This is a genomic window from Candidatus Gracilibacteria bacterium (assembly GCA_010119145.1).
Lineage (GTDB): Bacteria > Patescibacteriota > Gracilibacteria > BD1-5 > UBA6164 > JAACSU01.
Genome location: JAACSU010000007.1, coordinates 707,503 through 725,276 on the forward strand (window position 1 = coordinate 707,503; position 17,774 = coordinate 725,276).

16 protein-coding genes are annotated in these 17,774 nt (G+C 32.5%); 6 read left to right on the forward strand and 10 right to left on the reverse strand.

From position 1 onward, the window contains the following. Positions 1–14: 14 nt before the first annotated feature. Positions 15–731 carry a hypothetical protein gene (locus tag GW846_03905; protein NDK09898.1) on the reverse strand — a complete coding sequence of 239 codons (717 nt, stop codon included), beginning with the start codon at positions 729–731 and terminating at the stop codon, positions 15–17. Positions 732–882: 151 nt separating this feature from the next. Here GW846_03905 and GW846_03910 point away from each other — a divergent pair, with 151 nt between their 5' ends. The 6 genes from GW846_03910 (at position 883) to GW846_03935 (ending at position 8,301) form a co-directional block, all read left to right on the forward strand. Next, positions 883–1,662, forward strand: coding sequence for a prepilin-type N-terminal cleavage/methylation domain-containing protein (locus GW846_03910; protein NDK09899.1), 780 nt, complete (start codon positions 883–885; stop codon positions 1,660–1,662). Positions 1,663–1,810: 148 nt separating this feature from the next. Further along, on the forward strand, positions 1,811–2,956 hold the full coding sequence (locus tag GW846_03915) for a hypothetical protein (GenBank protein NDK09900.1): 1,146 nt from the start codon (positions 1,811–1,813) through the stop codon (positions 2,954–2,956). A gap of 103 nt (positions 2,957–3,059) precedes the next feature. Then, positions 3,060–4,295, forward strand: coding sequence for a type II/IV secretion system protein (locus GW846_03920; protein ID NDK09901.1), 1,236 nt, complete (start codon positions 3,060–3,062; stop codon positions 4,293–4,295). Positions 4,296–4,303: 8 nt separating this feature from the next. After that, entirely contained in the window at positions 4,304–6,205 is a 1,902-nt protein-coding gene (locus GW846_03925; GenBank protein ID NDK09902.1) for a SpoIIE family protein phosphatase, read from the forward strand. Positions 6,206–6,214: 9 nt separating this feature from the next. Next, positions 6,215–7,435, forward strand: coding sequence for a type II secretion system F family protein (locus tag GW846_03930; protein ID NDK09903.1), 1,221 nt, complete (start codon positions 6,215–6,217; stop codon positions 7,433–7,435). A gap of 233 nt (positions 7,436–7,668) precedes the next feature. Further along, positions 7,669–8,301: a type II secretion system protein gene (locus tag GW846_03935; protein ID NDK09904.1), complete on the forward strand. Its 633-nt coding sequence runs from the start codon at positions 7,669–7,671 to the stop codon at positions 8,299–8,301. Between the two features lie 74 nt (positions 8,302–8,375). On the opposite strand, the gene GW846_03940 is transcribed toward GW846_03935, so the two are convergent. The 9 genes from GW846_03940 to ftsA all read right to left on the reverse strand — a co-directional run bounded on the left by GW846_03940 (position 8,376) and on the right by ftsA (position 17,712). Beyond that, positions 8,376–9,458 (reverse strand): PilT/PilU family type 4a pilus ATPase, encoded by a 1,083-nt coding sequence (locus tag GW846_03940; protein NDK09905.1) that lies wholly within the window; start codon positions 9,456–9,458, stop codon positions 8,376–8,378. A 65-nt stretch (positions 9,459–9,523) separates the two neighbouring features. Further along, complete coding sequence (locus GW846_03945; protein ID NDK09906.1) at positions 9,524–10,498, reverse strand: hypothetical protein; 975 nt, start codon at positions 10,496–10,498, stop codon at positions 9,524–9,526. Positions 10,499–10,594: 96 nt separating this feature from the next. Beyond that, positions 10,595–11,593 (reverse strand): calcium/sodium antiporter, encoded by a 999-nt coding sequence (locus GW846_03950; GenBank protein ID NDK09907.1) that lies wholly within the window; start codon positions 11,591–11,593, stop codon positions 10,595–10,597. A gap of 5 nt (positions 11,594–11,598) precedes the next feature. Next, the gene (locus tag GW846_03955; GenBank protein ID NDK09908.1) at positions 11,599–11,976 is read right to left on the reverse strand and encodes a pre-16S rRNA-processing nuclease YqgF; all 378 of its coding nucleotides are present in this window, start codon (positions 11,974–11,976) and stop codon (positions 11,599–11,601) included. 6 nt (positions 11,977–11,982) lie between these two features. Beyond that, complete coding sequence (gene rplI, locus GW846_03960) at positions 11,983–12,435, reverse strand: 50S ribosomal protein L9 (protein ID NDK09909.1); 453 nt, start codon at positions 12,433–12,435, stop codon at positions 11,983–11,985. Between the two features lie 12 nt (positions 12,436–12,447). Further along, positions 12,448–13,560 (reverse strand): transcription termination factor NusA, encoded by a 1,113-nt coding sequence (gene nusA, locus GW846_03965; GenBank protein ID NDK09910.1) that lies wholly within the window; start codon positions 13,558–13,560, stop codon positions 12,448–12,450. Positions 13,561–13,710: 150 nt separating this feature from the next. Next, on the reverse strand, positions 13,711–15,093 hold the full coding sequence (locus tag GW846_03970; GenBank protein ID NDK09911.1) for a prepilin-type N-terminal cleavage/methylation domain-containing protein: 1,383 nt from the start codon (positions 15,091–15,093) through the stop codon (positions 13,711–13,713). Positions 15,094–15,201: 108 nt separating this feature from the next. Beyond that, the gene (ftsZ, locus tag GW846_03975) at positions 15,202–16,425 is read right to left on the reverse strand and encodes a cell division protein FtsZ (protein NDK09912.1); all 1,224 of its coding nucleotides are present in this window, start codon (positions 16,423–16,425) and stop codon (positions 15,202–15,204) included. Positions 16,426–16,479: 54 nt separating this feature from the next. Then, positions 16,480–17,712, reverse strand: a complete 1,233-nt coding sequence (gene ftsA / locus GW846_03980; GenBank protein NDK09913.1) for a cell division protein FtsA — start codon at positions 17,710–17,712, stop codon at positions 16,480–16,482. Positions 17,713–17,774: the final 62 nt, after the last annotated feature.

Sequence of the window (17,774 nt, forward strand, 5' to 3'; positions counted from 1 at the left end):
AGACAAAATTAGGATTATTTAATAATATAAAAAAGTGACTCATTCACCGATTCAAACTTAAAACTATCATTTTGAATTGTTTCAGGAGTAAAATTAGAATTTATAGCATTTCATTCATTTGGAGTTAGAGAGTTAGTTCCTGGCTGAGTAATAGTTGATTCGTCATTTACGAAAACTCATGTCCCACTAGGATTCGCGGATGGATTAGAAGCTTGTTTTTGTATTTCAAAAGCGATTCCTTCAAAATTTTGAAATCCATTATTCAAACTGTAACTATAGCCATGAAGAGCTCAATCAGATACACAATAGTACACATAAATATTTGAGTTATAGTCAAAGTCAACATATCAAAAATCCTCACTTTTTGCAAATCAACCTAACTTATACCCATAACCACTTGAACATTTTGAAGTAGAATCTATAACTCTTACATTTTCACTTGGAGTACTAGACCAATCAGTCTTAAAAAATCAATACACACTATCATAGTATATACCTGTAAAATAATTTCATATAACACTTGAGTTATCTCATTTATTTACATAACTCAAAGCTCCACTCCAACTTGAGTTTGTGCTGATAATAGAATTATTTGATCAAGATTGAGTAGCTCATTGCGTAGATATCGTATATGGAATATCAGCAGCGTAGGTTTGAATTGCAAAAACTATAAAAAAAGCAATTGATGTATAAGCAACGTATTTTTGAAAGTTAATTTTTTGTGTACTCATTTTGAATTATACTATTTGTAAGAAAACTGTAACTACAATAGCATATTTTAAAGTAAAAACGAATTAAGTAGACCAAAAGTACTTGTCTATTTTCTCATATATATTCTTACAAAAAATATTAGCTTGTAAAAGATTTAATAAAAACTCATTTATGAAAAAAAACGACTCTTGATTTACATTGGTAGAAATAATTGTAGCAGCAACCATACTTGTAATACTCACTACGATATGATTTTATAGTTATACCAATAATCTTGCTGATGCTCGAGATTGAAAAAGAAAAAGTGACGCAGCAACTATAGGATCCCAACTAAATCTCTATAAAAGACAAAGATGAGCATTTCCTGCTCCTGGAAATAGTTTTCAAATAGTAAACCATTGATTTTTAGTCGCAAATCAATGATTTTTGAATAATGATGTTAGTTTATCGACTGCTGAGAGTCTTTCCCTTGATCCAGATTTAGATATACCTTATGTGTATTCTGTTACAAGGTCCAAACAAGAATACCAAATCGCAATGAGCTTAGAAAACAATGATTCCCCTCTAGCTTTAGTGCAATGAAATTATAAAAGCGTCTCTAAAAACATACTCCCTACCATTGTATTAGCTCTCAGTGGTCAATGAGCTGTAGAAATAAATGCAAGTGAAACAGCTACGAACGGAAATATAAATCGTACCCTATTTGTGTATGATCAGGGATTTCATAACCTCCCTTATGGTTTTGAGAATGCTACTCCTCAAAGTGATGGCACTCCCTTTAGTACTGCTCTCTTAGATGTACAATCAACTTACTGGCAAAATATTGATTATAGAAGTTGCTGAGAAATATTCACTGCTGCAAAATGAATTAGTCCAAGTGGTACAACAGATGAGTATCAGATTCTCAATTCGTCAGGTACCCTTACAAATACTTGATGTTTAGCACCTTAATTCAGCTAATATATATTATGTAAATAAGCATTAGAATGATTTTCTAGTGCTTATTTGTAGAATGTTGACTTTTATTTATTATATTTTTTGACTTATTTAAAAAAGTATTTTATAGTTAGTGTATGTCCTATTACTAACTAAGTATATTATGTCAGAAACAACAAAAAAAGCTCCTTTAAATCTCAAGGCAATGTCTAAAGATAAAAAAGAGAAAAAAATAATTGATGAAGATGCAGTCAAAGCTTGAAATATTGCTGTTGGAGATACAGCAGTACAAGAATCAGCCTCAGAATTAAAAAAAGAAGTCAATCCGATTTTGACTCCTTGAGATGATGAATGAAAAGACGGTACACCAACACCCGAAGATAAACCACTCATAAAAAAAATATCTCTCAAAGCTATTAAAAAAGTAGAACCTGATACTCGTGAGATAACTGAAAATATAGACACAGAATCACTTTCAACTCCAGAAATTGATGTAGAACCAATAGAAAGTGAAAAAAAATGAGATAAAGTAGCTATTTCTTTAGATTGAGAAGAAGTGAAGCTTCAAAAAGATATATTAGTCTCTGATGATATAGTTTCAGATAACAAAGCAGAAACAGAAAAAGATATTAATGAAACAGTAATTGAATCTGAAATTGAACAAACACTGGAACAACAAGCTCCAATAAAAGAAGATGTCACTACTGAAGAAGAAATAGAAGCAAAACCGAGTAACAAAATATCTATACTGGGACAAATATCAAGAAAAAAAGAGGAAAGAATACAAGCTTCGGCTGCGCAAGAAATTAAAGAAAAAGCTGCAAGTGATAAAGAAAAAGAAGAACTTGAAGATGATAAAAAAGATCCTAAAAAATCAGTAAAGTTTGCAAATTACGAATCATGATTTCAAAAAAAGTCAGTAAATATCATAAAAAAAATCCAAAATTTTAAATACGCACCAAAAACTCGAACCTGATTTGTTATCTGAATTATATCGCTCAGTGTCATATTTATAGCATCTATAATGATACTGTTTCCAGAAAAACACTCATTTTCGATTTATAAAGCAAGTATTTTAGATATATATAATGCTGATGAGGATGAAATAATAAGTCCAGAACCAATAGTTCCTCCAGTGGTAGAAGTACCTATAGTAGAAGATACTCAAACATGAATCACAGATGAGGAAATTGAAGCATTAATCTGAGATAATCTCAATTCTGAAGAAAATTCTGAGTTGAGTAATGAACAAATTTCAAGACAAAGACTCAAAAGCTATTTATTAGATAAATATTCTCAATCACAATAAAACATACTTGCACCATAACTCTCTTGTAAATCAAGAGGGTTTTTTTGTTATATTAAATAGTTATATGGTACTATGAATAGTAGCTTAATAAAAAAGAACATTTATGCCAGATATAGATAAACGTGACGAGATAAAAGAGATGCCAATAAAGAATAATATTGGAGATGTTGTTGCATATGTAAATAACATTTTTAAAGAGGCAGTTTCTTTTGATGCTTCTGATATACATATAGAACCACAAGAAAAATTTCTTCTCATACGGTTTAGACAAGATGGTGACTTTCATTTAATTGATAAGATAGGGAGAGACAATATATCAGCTATAGTCACGAGACTAAAAGTACTCTCAAAGATTAAGATTGATGAAAATAAAAAACCTCAGGATGGAAAGATAGTGTATAGTCCTGAAGATAATACAAAGAAAAATATCGATATTCGTCTCTCAACTCTGCCAACAAACTATTGAGAAAAAGTGGTTATGCGTATCTTGAAACAAGATGAGAACCTTACAAATATTGAAGCGCTGTGACTCATAGACGTCAATCTAGAAAAAGTACGAGAAGCACTCAAAAGTAAGTACGGTATTATGCTGGTAGCCTGACCGACTGGTTCTGGTAAATCTACTACCCTCTTTGGTATTTTAAAAAACTTTAATCCCCTTGAATATAATATCTCAACTCTCGAAGATCCTATCGAGTATGACATCGAGTATGTCAATCAATCTCAAGTTCATCCAGGTATCAATTATACCTTTGCATCTGGTCTAAGAAGTCTTGTTCGTCAGGATCCTGATATCATTATGGTCGGGGAAATACGTGATAAGGAGACTGCAACATTGGCAGTAGAAGCAGCACTTACCTGACATTTGGTGTTATCTACGATACATACGAACTCTGCAACTGGTACGATTCAACGTATGATTAACATGTGAGTTGAGCCATTTCTCCTCGCAAGTGCCATGAAAATGGTAATATCTCAAAGACTTGCGAAGAGACTGTGTGTCCATTGTAAAGCAGAAATCAAACTTACAGATCTCAAGAGAAAAAAAATAAAAGAGTTTCTTATAGATATTATGGAAGAAAGTGAGATTGATCAAATAAAATTTTATCATGGTGCTTGATGTGAAAAATGTCACGATTCATGATATAAATGAAGGCTTGGTATACATGAAGTTCTGATTGTTGAAGATTATTTGGAACCACTTATATTGGCTCAAGATAGTGCAAACAATATGGCCAAAGAGGCTGTGAAGCATGGTATGATAACTATAGTACAAGATGCGATTCTCAAAGCTGCTCTTTGAGAAACGACCATTGAAGAAGCCTTTAAACTCGTATAATACAAAGTATGTTCTGAAGAAAAAGAAAAGAAATAAATACAGAAAATATCCACACTTTTACTGAAGCAGTAAAGGCTATTAAATCGTATATATACTTGAAAGAATGGGATTTAGCAGAAAGTGCGATTCAAGATATCAAGCAAAAAGAACAAGCAGCGTTTAGTGAACTTGAATATAAAATTAAAAACGACTATAGAGAGTTACAAAAACAAAGAAGAATATTTGAAAAAAATATGCTCACTATCACTGCTTTAGAAAAAAAATATGAAGTAGATAAAATTAAGTACGATAGAAGAATAGTAGCAGAAAGATTTAAAATCAGGTTTAAAAAGATTAAACAAGAAGTAAGAAAACTTACAACTTCAAAAAATAATAATGAAGCACTCAATTTACTCAATCATTTTCTTGAAGATAATAAAGATAACTCTGAAGTAATTACTTATTATGCAAAAGAGAAAAAAAATATACTAAAAAGTATTCAAAAAAATCAAAGTCTTGATAAAAAACGAATCAGTGACAACGCTGAACTTGAAGCTATTCGATTAGCAGGTTTAACACTCAAGGATAAAAATGAACAAGCTCAAGAAAGAAAAAGACTCAAGGAAGAGAAAAAACAAAATTGATTTATTCCTCAACTTATTGAAAAACTAAAATTTCATAAGAGGATGAAAGAAAAGTATGATAGAAAAAAACTTTTGGATGAAGTTAAGATTCTCATCGAAGAAGAATCAAAAGCTAAACTAGAAATTGCTGAGAAAAAGCTAGAAAATATACACAAAGGACTCATCAAAGAAGTAGAGAAGAAAAATATGCTCTGATTTGATATTTTTGGAAAGATTCTTTGATCCGATAAGATATCTGGTGATAGTATTTGATTCACAGAAACAAAAAATAAATATAGCTTCTATATTTGAGATGCAACTGGTCACTGAGTCAGAGCAGGTCTTATTGTGTCACTCCTCTCAAAAGCCTTTCAAGAAGAGGCTCCAAAAGACGATATTGTTAATCTCACATATATAGTGAACAATACCCTCAAGGAAAATCTCCAAAGTAAAAACTTTGTAACATGAATATTTTTTGAACTAGATAAAAAATATAAAAATGCGTTTAATATATCTGGAATGTGACATGAGCCTCTTCTTATATATAGACATAAAGAAAAAAAGATAGAAAGAGTTATAGCATGAGGACTTGCTTGAGGAATTCGTTTAATCAAGAAAATAGAAGACATCAAGCCAAAAACTCTTGAATTACTAGACCAAGATGTGGTTCTTACCTATAGTGATGGTGTACTTGAAGCAAAAGATGAAGATAATAAAATATATGGAATTGAAAGGCTTGAAAAAATATTTCTTCAGTCATCACAAGCAACCTGAGACATCAGAGAAATCTATAATGATCTGATAGAAGATTTAAAACTTTACAGAGGATGAAGTAATTTCTTAGATGATACTACTATTCTCATGTTCAGAAGAAATTCTGACAAGGATCTTCTCAATGCGTGATCTGATGAAATAGAAAAGATTAAAGCAAAAGAATGACTGAGCAATAAAGAAGTAAAACGTTTAGAATGAAAAACAAAAGATCAACTTGAAGAAGAACTTAAAGAGATAAAAAAAGATAAACAAACTCTGATGATTATTAATACACTGAAATGATTGTATTATACTGGCGAATTTTTAAAATTAAAACAAGAAGCTACAAGATATATCCGAGAATGATTCATTCATAAAAAAATAAATTATTATCTTAAGAAAGCTATAGACAACGAAGAGGAATATAAAATAAGTCAGAGAAATACGAAACTGGAAAATAAATATAATGTCTTACTTGAACTCTTTAAAAAGAAAGACTTCAATACAGTTATACAAGAGTGCAACGAGATTATATCAAAGGATTGAAACATATAAAAACAAAAAATGGGTATCTTACAAAGAAAATTTTACGATAAAGGCTGAAATTTTGATAATGCAAAAATTATCGCTCTTTTAAAGAAAGCTCAAAAACAACAACTTAAAACGGAGTTTGGAGTTAAGAAAAAAGCAAAAAAAGAGATAGTTTTATTTGCTCATGCTGGTCAAAAAGATGTATGGCAATTTATTAATAAGTTTTCAATCTTTATTAATTCTGGTATTGATGTAAAATGAGCCCTTTGAATCCTTTTAAAACAATCAAAAAATCCACTCATAAAAAGAATCGTTGAAGAAATGAGAAATAATATCGATCACTGAGTCGCAATTCATGAAACAATGCTTCAGTATCCTAAAGTATTTGATTCACTGACCACTGCCCTGATTGAAGTTGGAGAAAAAACTGGTCAATTAGGGAAAATTCTGCAAGAGTTAGATATGAACTTACTTGAAAGTATAGAGCTCAAATGAAAGGTTAAGGGAGCCATGGTATATCCTATGGTTCTAATGGTGCTGACTCTGTGTATGGTGGTATTTATGATGGTATTTATCGTACCTCGTATTACTGCAGCCTTTGCAAAAGCTGGAGCTGAACTTCCAGGTTTGACACAATTTATAGTTGCCGTTTCAAACTTCTTTATTAGTAGTTGGTGGAAACTTATAATTGGAATTGTGTTGTTTGTTATAACAATGAAAGTATTTAAACTTACCTATACAGGCCAACTCGTATTTGCTAAAATAGCCTTTCATGCACCTATATTTGGACTCGTGGTTCGCCAATCAAATATCATATATTTCATAAAGTCGTTTACTATTCTCCTCGACGCTTGAGTGCTCTTACTTGAATCAATAAAAACATCGAGTAAGGTTGTTCCAAATATGCTCTATAAACGTGAAATTATTCGTATAAAGAACGAGGTTGAGGTTGGACTGACTATGTCAAAATCACTGGGGCTTAACCTGGATTATGATACAAATGTATATCTTAACAAACTTTTTTCTGAAGAATTTGCTTACGTAGTAAGTACCGGGGAGGAAACAGGGACACTTTCCGTCTCACTCAAAAAGATAGGAACCAATTATAACAACGAGCTCAAGAGATATATTTGAAATATGTCATCTATGATGGAGCCGATTGTTATCGTAATTGTTGGTGCACTCGTTGGTACAATTATTATCGGTATAATGATGCCATTCTTCTCGATGGGTGAAGTTGCAAAAAACTTGTAACACCAATAATAATAAGTCTACAAAAATACTTCTTCATTGAAGTATTTTTTTTCATACACTTCTATTACACAACATTTTTAAAAACAATTACTCTCAAATGCAAGAGGAAAAAGGTGTTATATTTTGATTTTAGTCAAGATATTGAGTACTATCCTATGCAGTTATATACCTACGTATGTAGCTTTAAGTTCTGAAACTTAATTTTATTTTATTTGCGTAACTTTCTTTCGTTTATGAAAAAAGTACAAAAAGGGTTTACCCTTGTCGAGCTTATCGTTGTTATCACGATTCTTGCTATTCTTGGTACAATTGCATTTATATCTCTACAAGGATATTCTCAAGATGCTAAGAACTCTAAGGTTACTTCTGACCTAAGAACTCTTACATCAGCTGTAGAAACTGGTATCAGTGATGGTACAGTTACTCTTGGAAATGTAGTTAACCAAACTACAGGTTCTGGTAACACACTTGCTAGTACTGCTGTTTACTATTCTGGTGCAACAACTGTTAAAACTATTTCTGGTGCTCTTGCATCTGGAAACTACAAAGTTGGTGCTGTTAACTTTGCTGCTCTTCAACAAAATGGAGATAACTTCTCTTATGCTGTTGGAAACACTCAAAGACCTTACGTAATGTCAGTTCTTATTGATGGTGACCTAGATAGCGACACTGCAACAAGAGACGGGTACGCTGTTTACCAAATTGCTGGTCAAATCCCTCAAGCTGATGGTGTTAACTTTAACTCTGCAGTTACAGGTAATTTCTTTCAAGTTGATGGAAGTGCAATTGATGGTATTATTGCTACACCTACTATAACAACTGGTATTGTTAATAACCAAAATATTTCTGGTGGTCTTGTTTACTAATTCTTAGTAATCAATATCTTAGATATAAAAAAAGACTCTCGAATATTCGAGAGTCTTTTTTTATATCTAATTTTTTACATTCTTTGTTCTAAAATAATTCTTGGATTATTTGCATATTTTACTCCTTCTTCCTCAGTGATTTCTCAAAGTTGAATGAGTTTCAGTATATCATCCTCAAGAAGCTGCATTCATTCTCTCTTCCCCATTTGCATGGCTGTAGGTATTTGATGTATATCATTTTCCCTGATGAGATTGGATACGGCACTATTATTAACGAGTATTTCCTTTACCATATGAACTCAAGTCCCATCTATTCTTGTAAGAAGTCTTTGAGAAAACACGGCTACCAATGCATCTGAGAGTTGCATACGAACTTGGTCTTTTTCATTTTCAGAAAAGATATCAATAACTCTTGAAATAGTTTGAGCTGCACTTCGAGTATGAAGCGTCGAGAAAACCAAATGTCATGTCTCTGCTAAGGTAAGTGCCATTTCTACTTCTCTTTTATTACGCATCTCACCAAATAATATAACTTGTGGTGCTTGTCTCATAGCCCCTATCAGTGCTGTTTCATAATCTGGAACATCTTTTCCAACTTCTTTTTGTTCAATGATAGAATTTTTATGTTTATGAACATATTCAATAGGATCTTCAATGGTGATAATATGTTTTTTATAATTCGTATTGATAAAGTTTATCATAGCAGCAAGAGTCGTGGTTTTTCAAGAACCAGTTGGCCCAGTGATAAGTATAAGGCCTTGTCCGAGTTTTGTAACATTTTTGTATATATCAGTAAGTCATAGTGTTTCTATATCTGGAATCTCGGAGTTTAAGAGTCTTACTACCACCATATAGTTTCACATTTGAAATGAGAGATTTCATCTAAATCTCGCTCAGGCAAAACTAAATGAAAAATCAAGATTTTGTTCCTTATCAAGTTTTGCCATCTGGTTCTCATCGACAATAGATTGAGCAAATTCAAAAGTATCCTTCCAAGTGAATGCCTCCATATCTTCGTCAATACTCGTAATCTCTCCTGCTATTTTGATTGCAGGAAACGTTCAAACGGTTATGTATAAGTCACTCCCCTTGTTATCTATCATAACTTGGAGCAGTTGATCTCGAATTGGATGATCAGTTTTTATTACGTCTTGCATATTTTTATATTAAAAAAGAAGTGTTCTAGAGTATTAGAACACTTCTTTATAATTATATCAACTAATTACGCGAGTTGCATTTTTTTTCTTCGTGCTATATAGTAAATACTATTTATAACTAATGTTGCGAAAACAAGAATCCAAGTTGCAGCACCAGTATCTGGAGTATCAGTAGCAGCGAGAGCCACTTCTTCTAAGTTATCTTCAGATTCAGCTCATGCTGCGTTTAAATCAATTTCCCCATCCTCAATTACTTCTGCTGTTTCAGTTCCAGCTACTTGCATAACTTCTAGCTCATCATCTACAACTACTGTAGTATCTGTAGCTTGCTCAGCAGGTAATATTGCTCCGGATGAAGTTGAATCTACTTCAACACTCGCAGTAAATGCTGGTGTAGTAAAGTCGTAAATCCCTGTATCAAATTCGAGATGTTTTCCGTCAACATCTTGCATATCTATAATCATTAAAATATAATCCTGTTCACCTACAAATGGAGGAGTTACTTTAATAGTTAGAAACGAATCATCAAATTTAGCTTTTTCAATCGAATCTACTTTAGATTCAGCGAGTAACTTATATTCATAGCTTCCTTCACTGAGGTCTTGAATATAAGTAACGGTAAGAGTTCTCGAATCAATAACTTCAATCATATCAATATCATCTGATTGAATACTCGAAATATTTTCTTGTATAAATCCTTCTACTCCTGCTGGAGTCGTGAAATCTATACTTCCCTCAGCTCCATTAATAGTCAAAAGACTATAACTTGTGTTAGCCTGTAGTGGATTATCTAGCAGGATATCAATTTTCTTAGCATTATCTGCTGAAAGTACTGCCCCTCTAATCTTCATATCACTCAATACAGTGATTTCAGCATCAACGTTTCAAACTTTTACGTTTGGATTTTCTGAAAGAGTTACAGAAAGTGTGTTTTCATCTAGTACATCTATTTTTTCAACTCCAAGTGCTCACGAATGAGTAATTTGAATTAAAGCAAATAATGTCGCAAGTGAAAGTAGTATTTTTCCAAGATGTTTCATATTTCGTAAATTAGTGTTTAATATATGACTACACAAATATTAAAACATACATTTTACAAAGTGTCAAAAAATTGGATAAAAATTATTTAAATAAACTTATAAAAGAACTTGAGTAAAAATCAAGTACCCCATGTAAGTGAGATATAATCAGAAAAATAAAGTTCATTCGATACGAGTAATGAGTCACTTCTTTCAAATAAACATCAAGACAATTATCAAAAGTACTATAGAAAGAATCTCTACAATAATATCAGTTATCAAATTATCTGATACTGGAAGATTGGCAATACCTCAAGTCAGACCTAAAACAAGAAGAATATTAAATATATTACTTCATACTACATTTCAAATAGCTATATCTGATTGTTTTTTCATAGAAGCAACAATTGAAGTCACTAATTCAGGAGCTGAGGTTCATAGAGCAACGACCGTAAGACCAATCACCGTTTCAGAAACATTAAATGAGAGAGCAATACTCCTCGCTGAGTTAACGAGTAAATCAGCTCAAAGACTTAATCAAACAAGTCATAAAAATACATAAAGTAGAGATTTTTTCATTGATTGTGACTGTATTCAATCAAGTTCTTCAGGTATTTCTTTTGTTTGTTTTGCAAGTCAAAAGGTATAGGCAAAAAATAAAACAAAGAAAAGAAGAAAAATTAGACTTTCTCCGCGTGTTAATATGTTTATTGTCTCACCAGAGAAAAAGACATCGAAAGCTAAAAAGAAGAGTGCAAGAGAAGCAATAAGAGTAAATGGCACCTCTTTATATATAGTTGAGCTTTTAGCTTGAAGAGGATAAATCATAGCTGCGACTCAAAGAACTAGCAAGGTATTTGCAATATTTGAGCCAATAACATTTCAAAGTGCTAACTCTGTCTGTCCTCGCATCGCTGAAAGTATATTTACAAAGAGTTCAGGAGCAGATGTTCCAAATGCTACGATAGTAAGACCAATCACAAGTGGTGATATTCAAAGTTTAGAAGCTATACTTGATGCTCCTGAAACAAGAATATCAGCTCATTTAATAAGAACAATAAATCAAATCACGAGATACACGTAATCACTTCAAATAAATGTTGGGAGAAAATTCATAATAATTATTTTAATTTTTTAGTGTCTATATAGGACTGTAAAATACACTGGGCAGCAATATCATCACGGTGAGTCGAAAATCATTCATCAGCTACGAAGCTGGAGAAACGTTCATCATGTCAGATAAACTCAATCTCTGGAAATATACTCTCTAATTTTTTAATAAATTTCTGAGTTTTATCGAGTTGTTTCATATCTTTTCCATAGAGATCAAATGGCAATCATACAATCATTGTTTCGATATTTTGATATTCTCAAAAAAATTTCTTTAAAAAAGAAATAATTTCGACTCTCGGAACAGTTTTATGAGAAAATGCTATATTTTGTTCAGAAATTGCGATTCATACTCGCTTATCACCTACGTCTAAAGCTCAATAGTTCATATGTATTTATTTAGCAACTATTCTAACTTTTGCTTTTGTAGCAAAATTAGAGCCCATATCAATATAGATTTCATGTTCTCAAAGGTGTTTGAGTGACGAATGAACTCATCCGAAATCTATATGTTTTTTTGAAATGGGGATTCGGAACTTTTGAGCTATAAACTCAGCAACATCTTTTGGTTGAATACTCCCGTGTACTTTTTCACCGGAAGCTTGAAGTTCAAACTCAAATACTTTTCCACTCAATTCATCAATAATTTCTTGTTTTGATCATAGAAGTGTTCGTCTATCTGATTCTTTTTTTTGTTTTTCAGAATTAATTTTATCTGCTATATCTGTAGTATAGGCTTGTGCTAATTTTTTTGGGAATAAAAAATTAGAGGCATACCCTGAGGATACCTCTTTGATTTCTCATTTTTTTCCTACATGCAGTACATGTTGTAAAAATATTACCTTCATACTAGATTTTGTTTAAGAGTTTTGTGATGTTTGATCGTTTTGTTCTTGTTCTTTTTGTTCTTCTGTTTGTTCTAATTCTTCAATAGATATTTTAACTCCTGTAAGTTCAGATGCAAGGTGAACATTGATTCATCCTCTCCCAACAGCTTTTGCTCTTTCTCCATAAGGAATATATGCAATAAAAGAGTCTTCATCATCGCCTTCCTCTACTCGTACAACTGTTGCAGGTGTTAGTGACCGACTAATAATATCTCTAATATCATCTGAATTAGGTATAATATCTATTTTTTCACCACTGAGTTCCTCCATAACAGCTTTTACTCTCATACCTTTTTGACCAATGAGTGTTCCTGCTGGATCTATTTCTTCATACGTTGAGCTCACAAGAAGCTTCGTTTTTACTCACGCGTGTCGTACAACAGCATCTATAGTCACCACTCACTCAGCAATTTCAGGTACATATTCTGCAAAAATAGCAGGTACCAGTTCCGCTCTTTTTCGAGAAAGAACTACCTTTGGTAAACTATTTTCTTCACGACTTACTTCTGCAATATAAAGATAGAGTCTATTATCAGCTACATAACTATCACGACTTACTTGTTCTGACTTAGGAAGTGTAACTTGATTTCCATTGTAATCAAATACTACTTTTCCTCCCTCAACCATATCAACTCTCATATTTACAACTTCTCCTTCTTTTCAAACAAAGAGGTCGTAGATTTTTTCTTTTTCACTATCAGCAACTTTTTGAATAATAACTTGTCTTGCAGCCTGAGAAGCAATTCGCCCAAAAATGTCACCATCTTTCGCAAGTACTTCATCTGTTACATCTATTTCAATAACATCTCCTTCTTCAAAATCTCCAGCATCATCTCAAAGATCCTCAAAAGATATTTCAGTATTTGGGTCCTCCACAATTTTTTTCACTGTTTTTTCAACAGATATTTCAAGTTCTCCAGACTCTAAATCAAAATGAACATTTACCTCTTCGTCTTTATTTCAAAAATCTTTTTTATACGCAGTCTTGAGTGCTGCTTCTATAATTTCAACCAATTTTTGTTTCGGAAGTTTTTTTTCTGCAGCAATAAGGTTAATAGCTGCTTGAATCTTTTGTACGTCTAACATATTTTAAATTATTATTTAATATTTTTTAAAAGAAAACGAAGACTTGTTTCCAAATCTCCGTTTCTTCCTCTATTACATCTCCTCTATTATATTTTTGATATCTTATTTTGCAAATCTATATTTATTATAATAAGCTCTCTTAATAATTATTTATCGAATAAACCACACTTGTTCATTTACAGACGCTCCATGCCAAGCCTCTGCTTGTCAAGTCATATCTCAGTTGTAGAAATTATCCATTTTTCATATTCAAGAATTTCGTCTTGTTCATAGTCCCTGAGGAATATAGCTTGGACCATAAAATAAGAGTGAATATTCATTCGTGCTATCGTTTGAGGTAGTTTTTATTCACATTCGAATAGGCCAATTTGAATTAGTTGATATATCAGGAATAGCAAGTCCTTGTGAAACCTCCGATAAGACGTTGCATTTTCCTTGTGCTCCATGAGTTAAACTATCCCAATTTGATGAACTCACTTTATCGAGATATGGAAGTTGTGTATATCATTTCACACTCAAATTTTTATCGTTACACTCCGTTCATGTTACCTTATATCATCGTGTGTATACCATGAGATCAGACCAAGTATCAAGAGTTTCTCAAGCTGAACTCAAGCATTCTTGAGTTAGACTACAATTTTCAGAGTTTTTTGGTACCCAGTTATTGATGTCATCATGAGTCATGAGAGAAGTATCTTCTCAAATAGCATGAGCTATCATTGTCCATCCTCCTCAATCCGAGGTCATATCACAATAAACTTGAATCTTTTTATTTCACTGTGTGATGGTATAGGTCGCATTTATATACTGACTAAAAGACTTATTTTCAATAATAGATTTACAAGAATCATATCTATCACCAACCAAGACTGAAATAGCTCCCGAAACTAATCGAGATCAGGTTCAAGTGTATTTCTTAGTATCAGACACATGAGCTCAAAGAACTAAAGTATTATTCAAGATATCAATTTGTGATAGTCACTCAATATTTTGTATTGGAGTACTGAGGGTGCTTTCATCTTTAGAAACTAAAATTCATAATTTCTTTCCGTATACTTTTGGATATCTACTACTATAATCAAGAGCAAAAGATTTATTTATAGCTATTGGCTTGCTTAAAAATCTGTTTTGTGCGAGAGAAGATTTCTCTTCCATGAAAGCCATGAGTTGAAAATTTCTTCTATCACTCATAAGATAATACGTAAAAAATGTGCCATCCTTTGGATCAATTCCTCCATTAGTATACTCTAAAGTTTCAAGTATTTCTGTTGAGAGATATCATTGGTATGAGATAATATTATTGGCTCAACTTGCGCTGATAGTAACAGCATCTGTTGGAAGAGGAAGTTGACGTCGAGTAGAATATAGAAGGAGAGAATCTGAGAGATTTGTTATTTGAGATATTCTATTAGAATCTCGAGATGATGTGAGATAATTCGTATAGGAAACAAATCACACAGTAGCTAAAATTCATAGAATTGTTATAACAACGATAAGCTCAACTAAAGTAAATGCTTTGAAAGGATATCTCATTTCATAAAGGTTTTAGTATAATATTATGAAACAGTGTAAGAAGTTTTTTAAATTTAAAAAGCAGAATCACTTGATTCTGCTTTTTAGCAATGTATAGTATTATATTGTTTATTTCTTTTTTCTAAGAAAACTTGGAATATCAAGATCCTCTCCATCTCTCATATTACCAGCTTCTGGTTTAGATTGAGGTTGAGCTGGAAGCACTCGTGAATCTGAAACACTTCTTTTTCCAAATCACCCACCTGAACTATTTCCTCCTCTTGTTTGTTCTGATTTTTGTTCGAGGTATTTTTTATTAGATGTTTCATCAAATCCAGTAGCAACTACAGTGATTTTTATCTCTCCTTCGTAGTCTTCTCGAATAGTAGCACCAAAGATTATATTTGCGTCTCAGTCAACTGAATCAGTGATTACTTTTGCAGCTTCATCAACCTCAAACATAGAAAGATCAGTTCCACCAGTTATATTAAAGAGAAGTCCCTTTGCTCCTGCAATAGATAAGTCTAAAAGTGGACTATCAATAGCACTTCGGGCTGCTTCAACCGCTCTATTTTCACCAGAACCATATCCAATTCCCATAAGTGCTGAACCTGCTGAGTGCATTACAGCTCGTACATCGGCAAAATCGACATTGATAAGTCCTGGTTGAGTAATAAGGTCAGATATTCCTTGTACCCCCTGATTAAGAACCTCGTCCACGATTGAAAATGCATCAAGAAGTGGAGTTTTTTTATCTATAATAGAAAGGATTCTATCATTTGGAATCGTGATAAGTGTATCAACTTTTTCTTTGAGTAAATCAAAACCATCCATAGCCTTACTTGATCTATTGTGCCCCTCAAAACTAAATGGTCGAGTAACAACTCAGATGGTAAGTGCACCGAGTTCTTTTGCTACTTCAGCTACAACCGGGGCAGCTCAGGTTCCAGTTCCACCACCAAGCCCGCAAGTGATAAATACCATGTCAGCCCCTTCTAGAAGTGATTTAATTTCTTCTCGAGACTCTTCTGCTGCTTTTTTCCCAACATCAGGACTGCTTCACGCTCCAAGTCCACCAGTAATCATTTTACCGAGATTAAGTTTGTTGTCAGCAAGTGAACTATACAGTGCTTGAACATCTGTATTCATTGCAATAAAATCAACTCCTTCAAGTCACGCTTCAATCATTCTGTTTACAGCATTGTTTCAACCACCACCAACTCATACTACTTTGATTTTAGCAACTGGTGAAATAGAACCTGAAATTTGAACTTCTTCTGGTCAAGATTGAGTATTTTTTTGTGGTTTGTTTGATAGTAAATTTTTTAGTTTATCATCTCTTTTAACTGGCATGGGTATATTGTATAAAATGTAAAATATTGTAATAATAATGGACTTAAGTAAGAATTATGGAAGCATTTTCTTAAATACTTTCACAATTGACGAAAAGAATCAGCTTATATTCAAATTAAGTGGAGATCTTCTATAAGAATATCTGTTTCAAAGTATAAGACTTCATACCACTCATGAAAATACTGGATCACTAATAGAGGTTTCTGTGAGTGACTCTTTTTCAACTGGGAGACCTATGAATACAGGAAGTCGTAAAGTTTTTTTAGCTATCTCAATTATCCCCTGCTGTTTTACAGATCCACCAACTAAAATTGCTCATTCTGGCAACATTCCATCTCTTCAAATTCTTTTAAGTTCCTGAGAGATAAAAAAGAATATTTCTTCATATCTTGCAGTAACTATTTGTGAGAGATATATATTTGTGATAGATCATTCTTCTGATGAAGAGATATCCTTCATCATAATTTCTTTTTCTTTGGTTCCAGCTTCGTCGAGTCAAATTTGAGAATGTTGAATCTTGAGTTTTTCAGCTACATCTATTGATGTTCGAGCTCAAAGTGCAATATCATTCGTAACACTATCTCATCCTATTGGTATCACTACTGAATATTTTAATGAGCCTTCTTCATAGACTGTTATCCCCGTTGTAGAAGCTCCCATATCTATACAAACAACTCAAAGCTCTTTTTGTCTTTTTGTGAGAACTCCTTCCGGAGCAGAGAGGAGATTTGGATACATATCATGTATTTCTATCCCGACATCAGCCACTGCTTTTTTAATATTTCAAAGAATATTTTTATTCATTGAAAATATATGAGCGATAACTTCCAGCTTACGAGCTGACATCCCAATAGGATTTTTAACCCCTTCTTCTAAATCTACTATAAAGTATTCAGGAACAACTTTTAATATTTCTCTATTTGGAAGATCAACTCCATTTCTTGCCATATCAAGGACCCTATCTATATCTTCTTGAGATATTTCATCTCATGATACTGCAATAATTCCTTTACTCGTTATAACATCAAATGATGATGAGTTAAAAGAAATATTTACTCAGGTTACTTGTTCCCCTGACATTTTTTCTGCTTCTTCTAGTGAGTTATCTAGATTGGATTTAAATTCTTCCATATCTAATATGTTTCATTTACGAATTGCGTGTGAGTTAGAAACTCATACTCCAAGTACATGGAAGTCTCGAGATTTTTCTTCTGCAAAACTTCAAACCAATGTTCTAATTTTTGAACTTCCTATATCTATGGAAGTGATTATGTTTTCCGATGCCATAAAAAAATAAATATTAATGTGTTTTTAAAATGCTTGTTCTCTTTTTTTGTACGTTTTGCGTC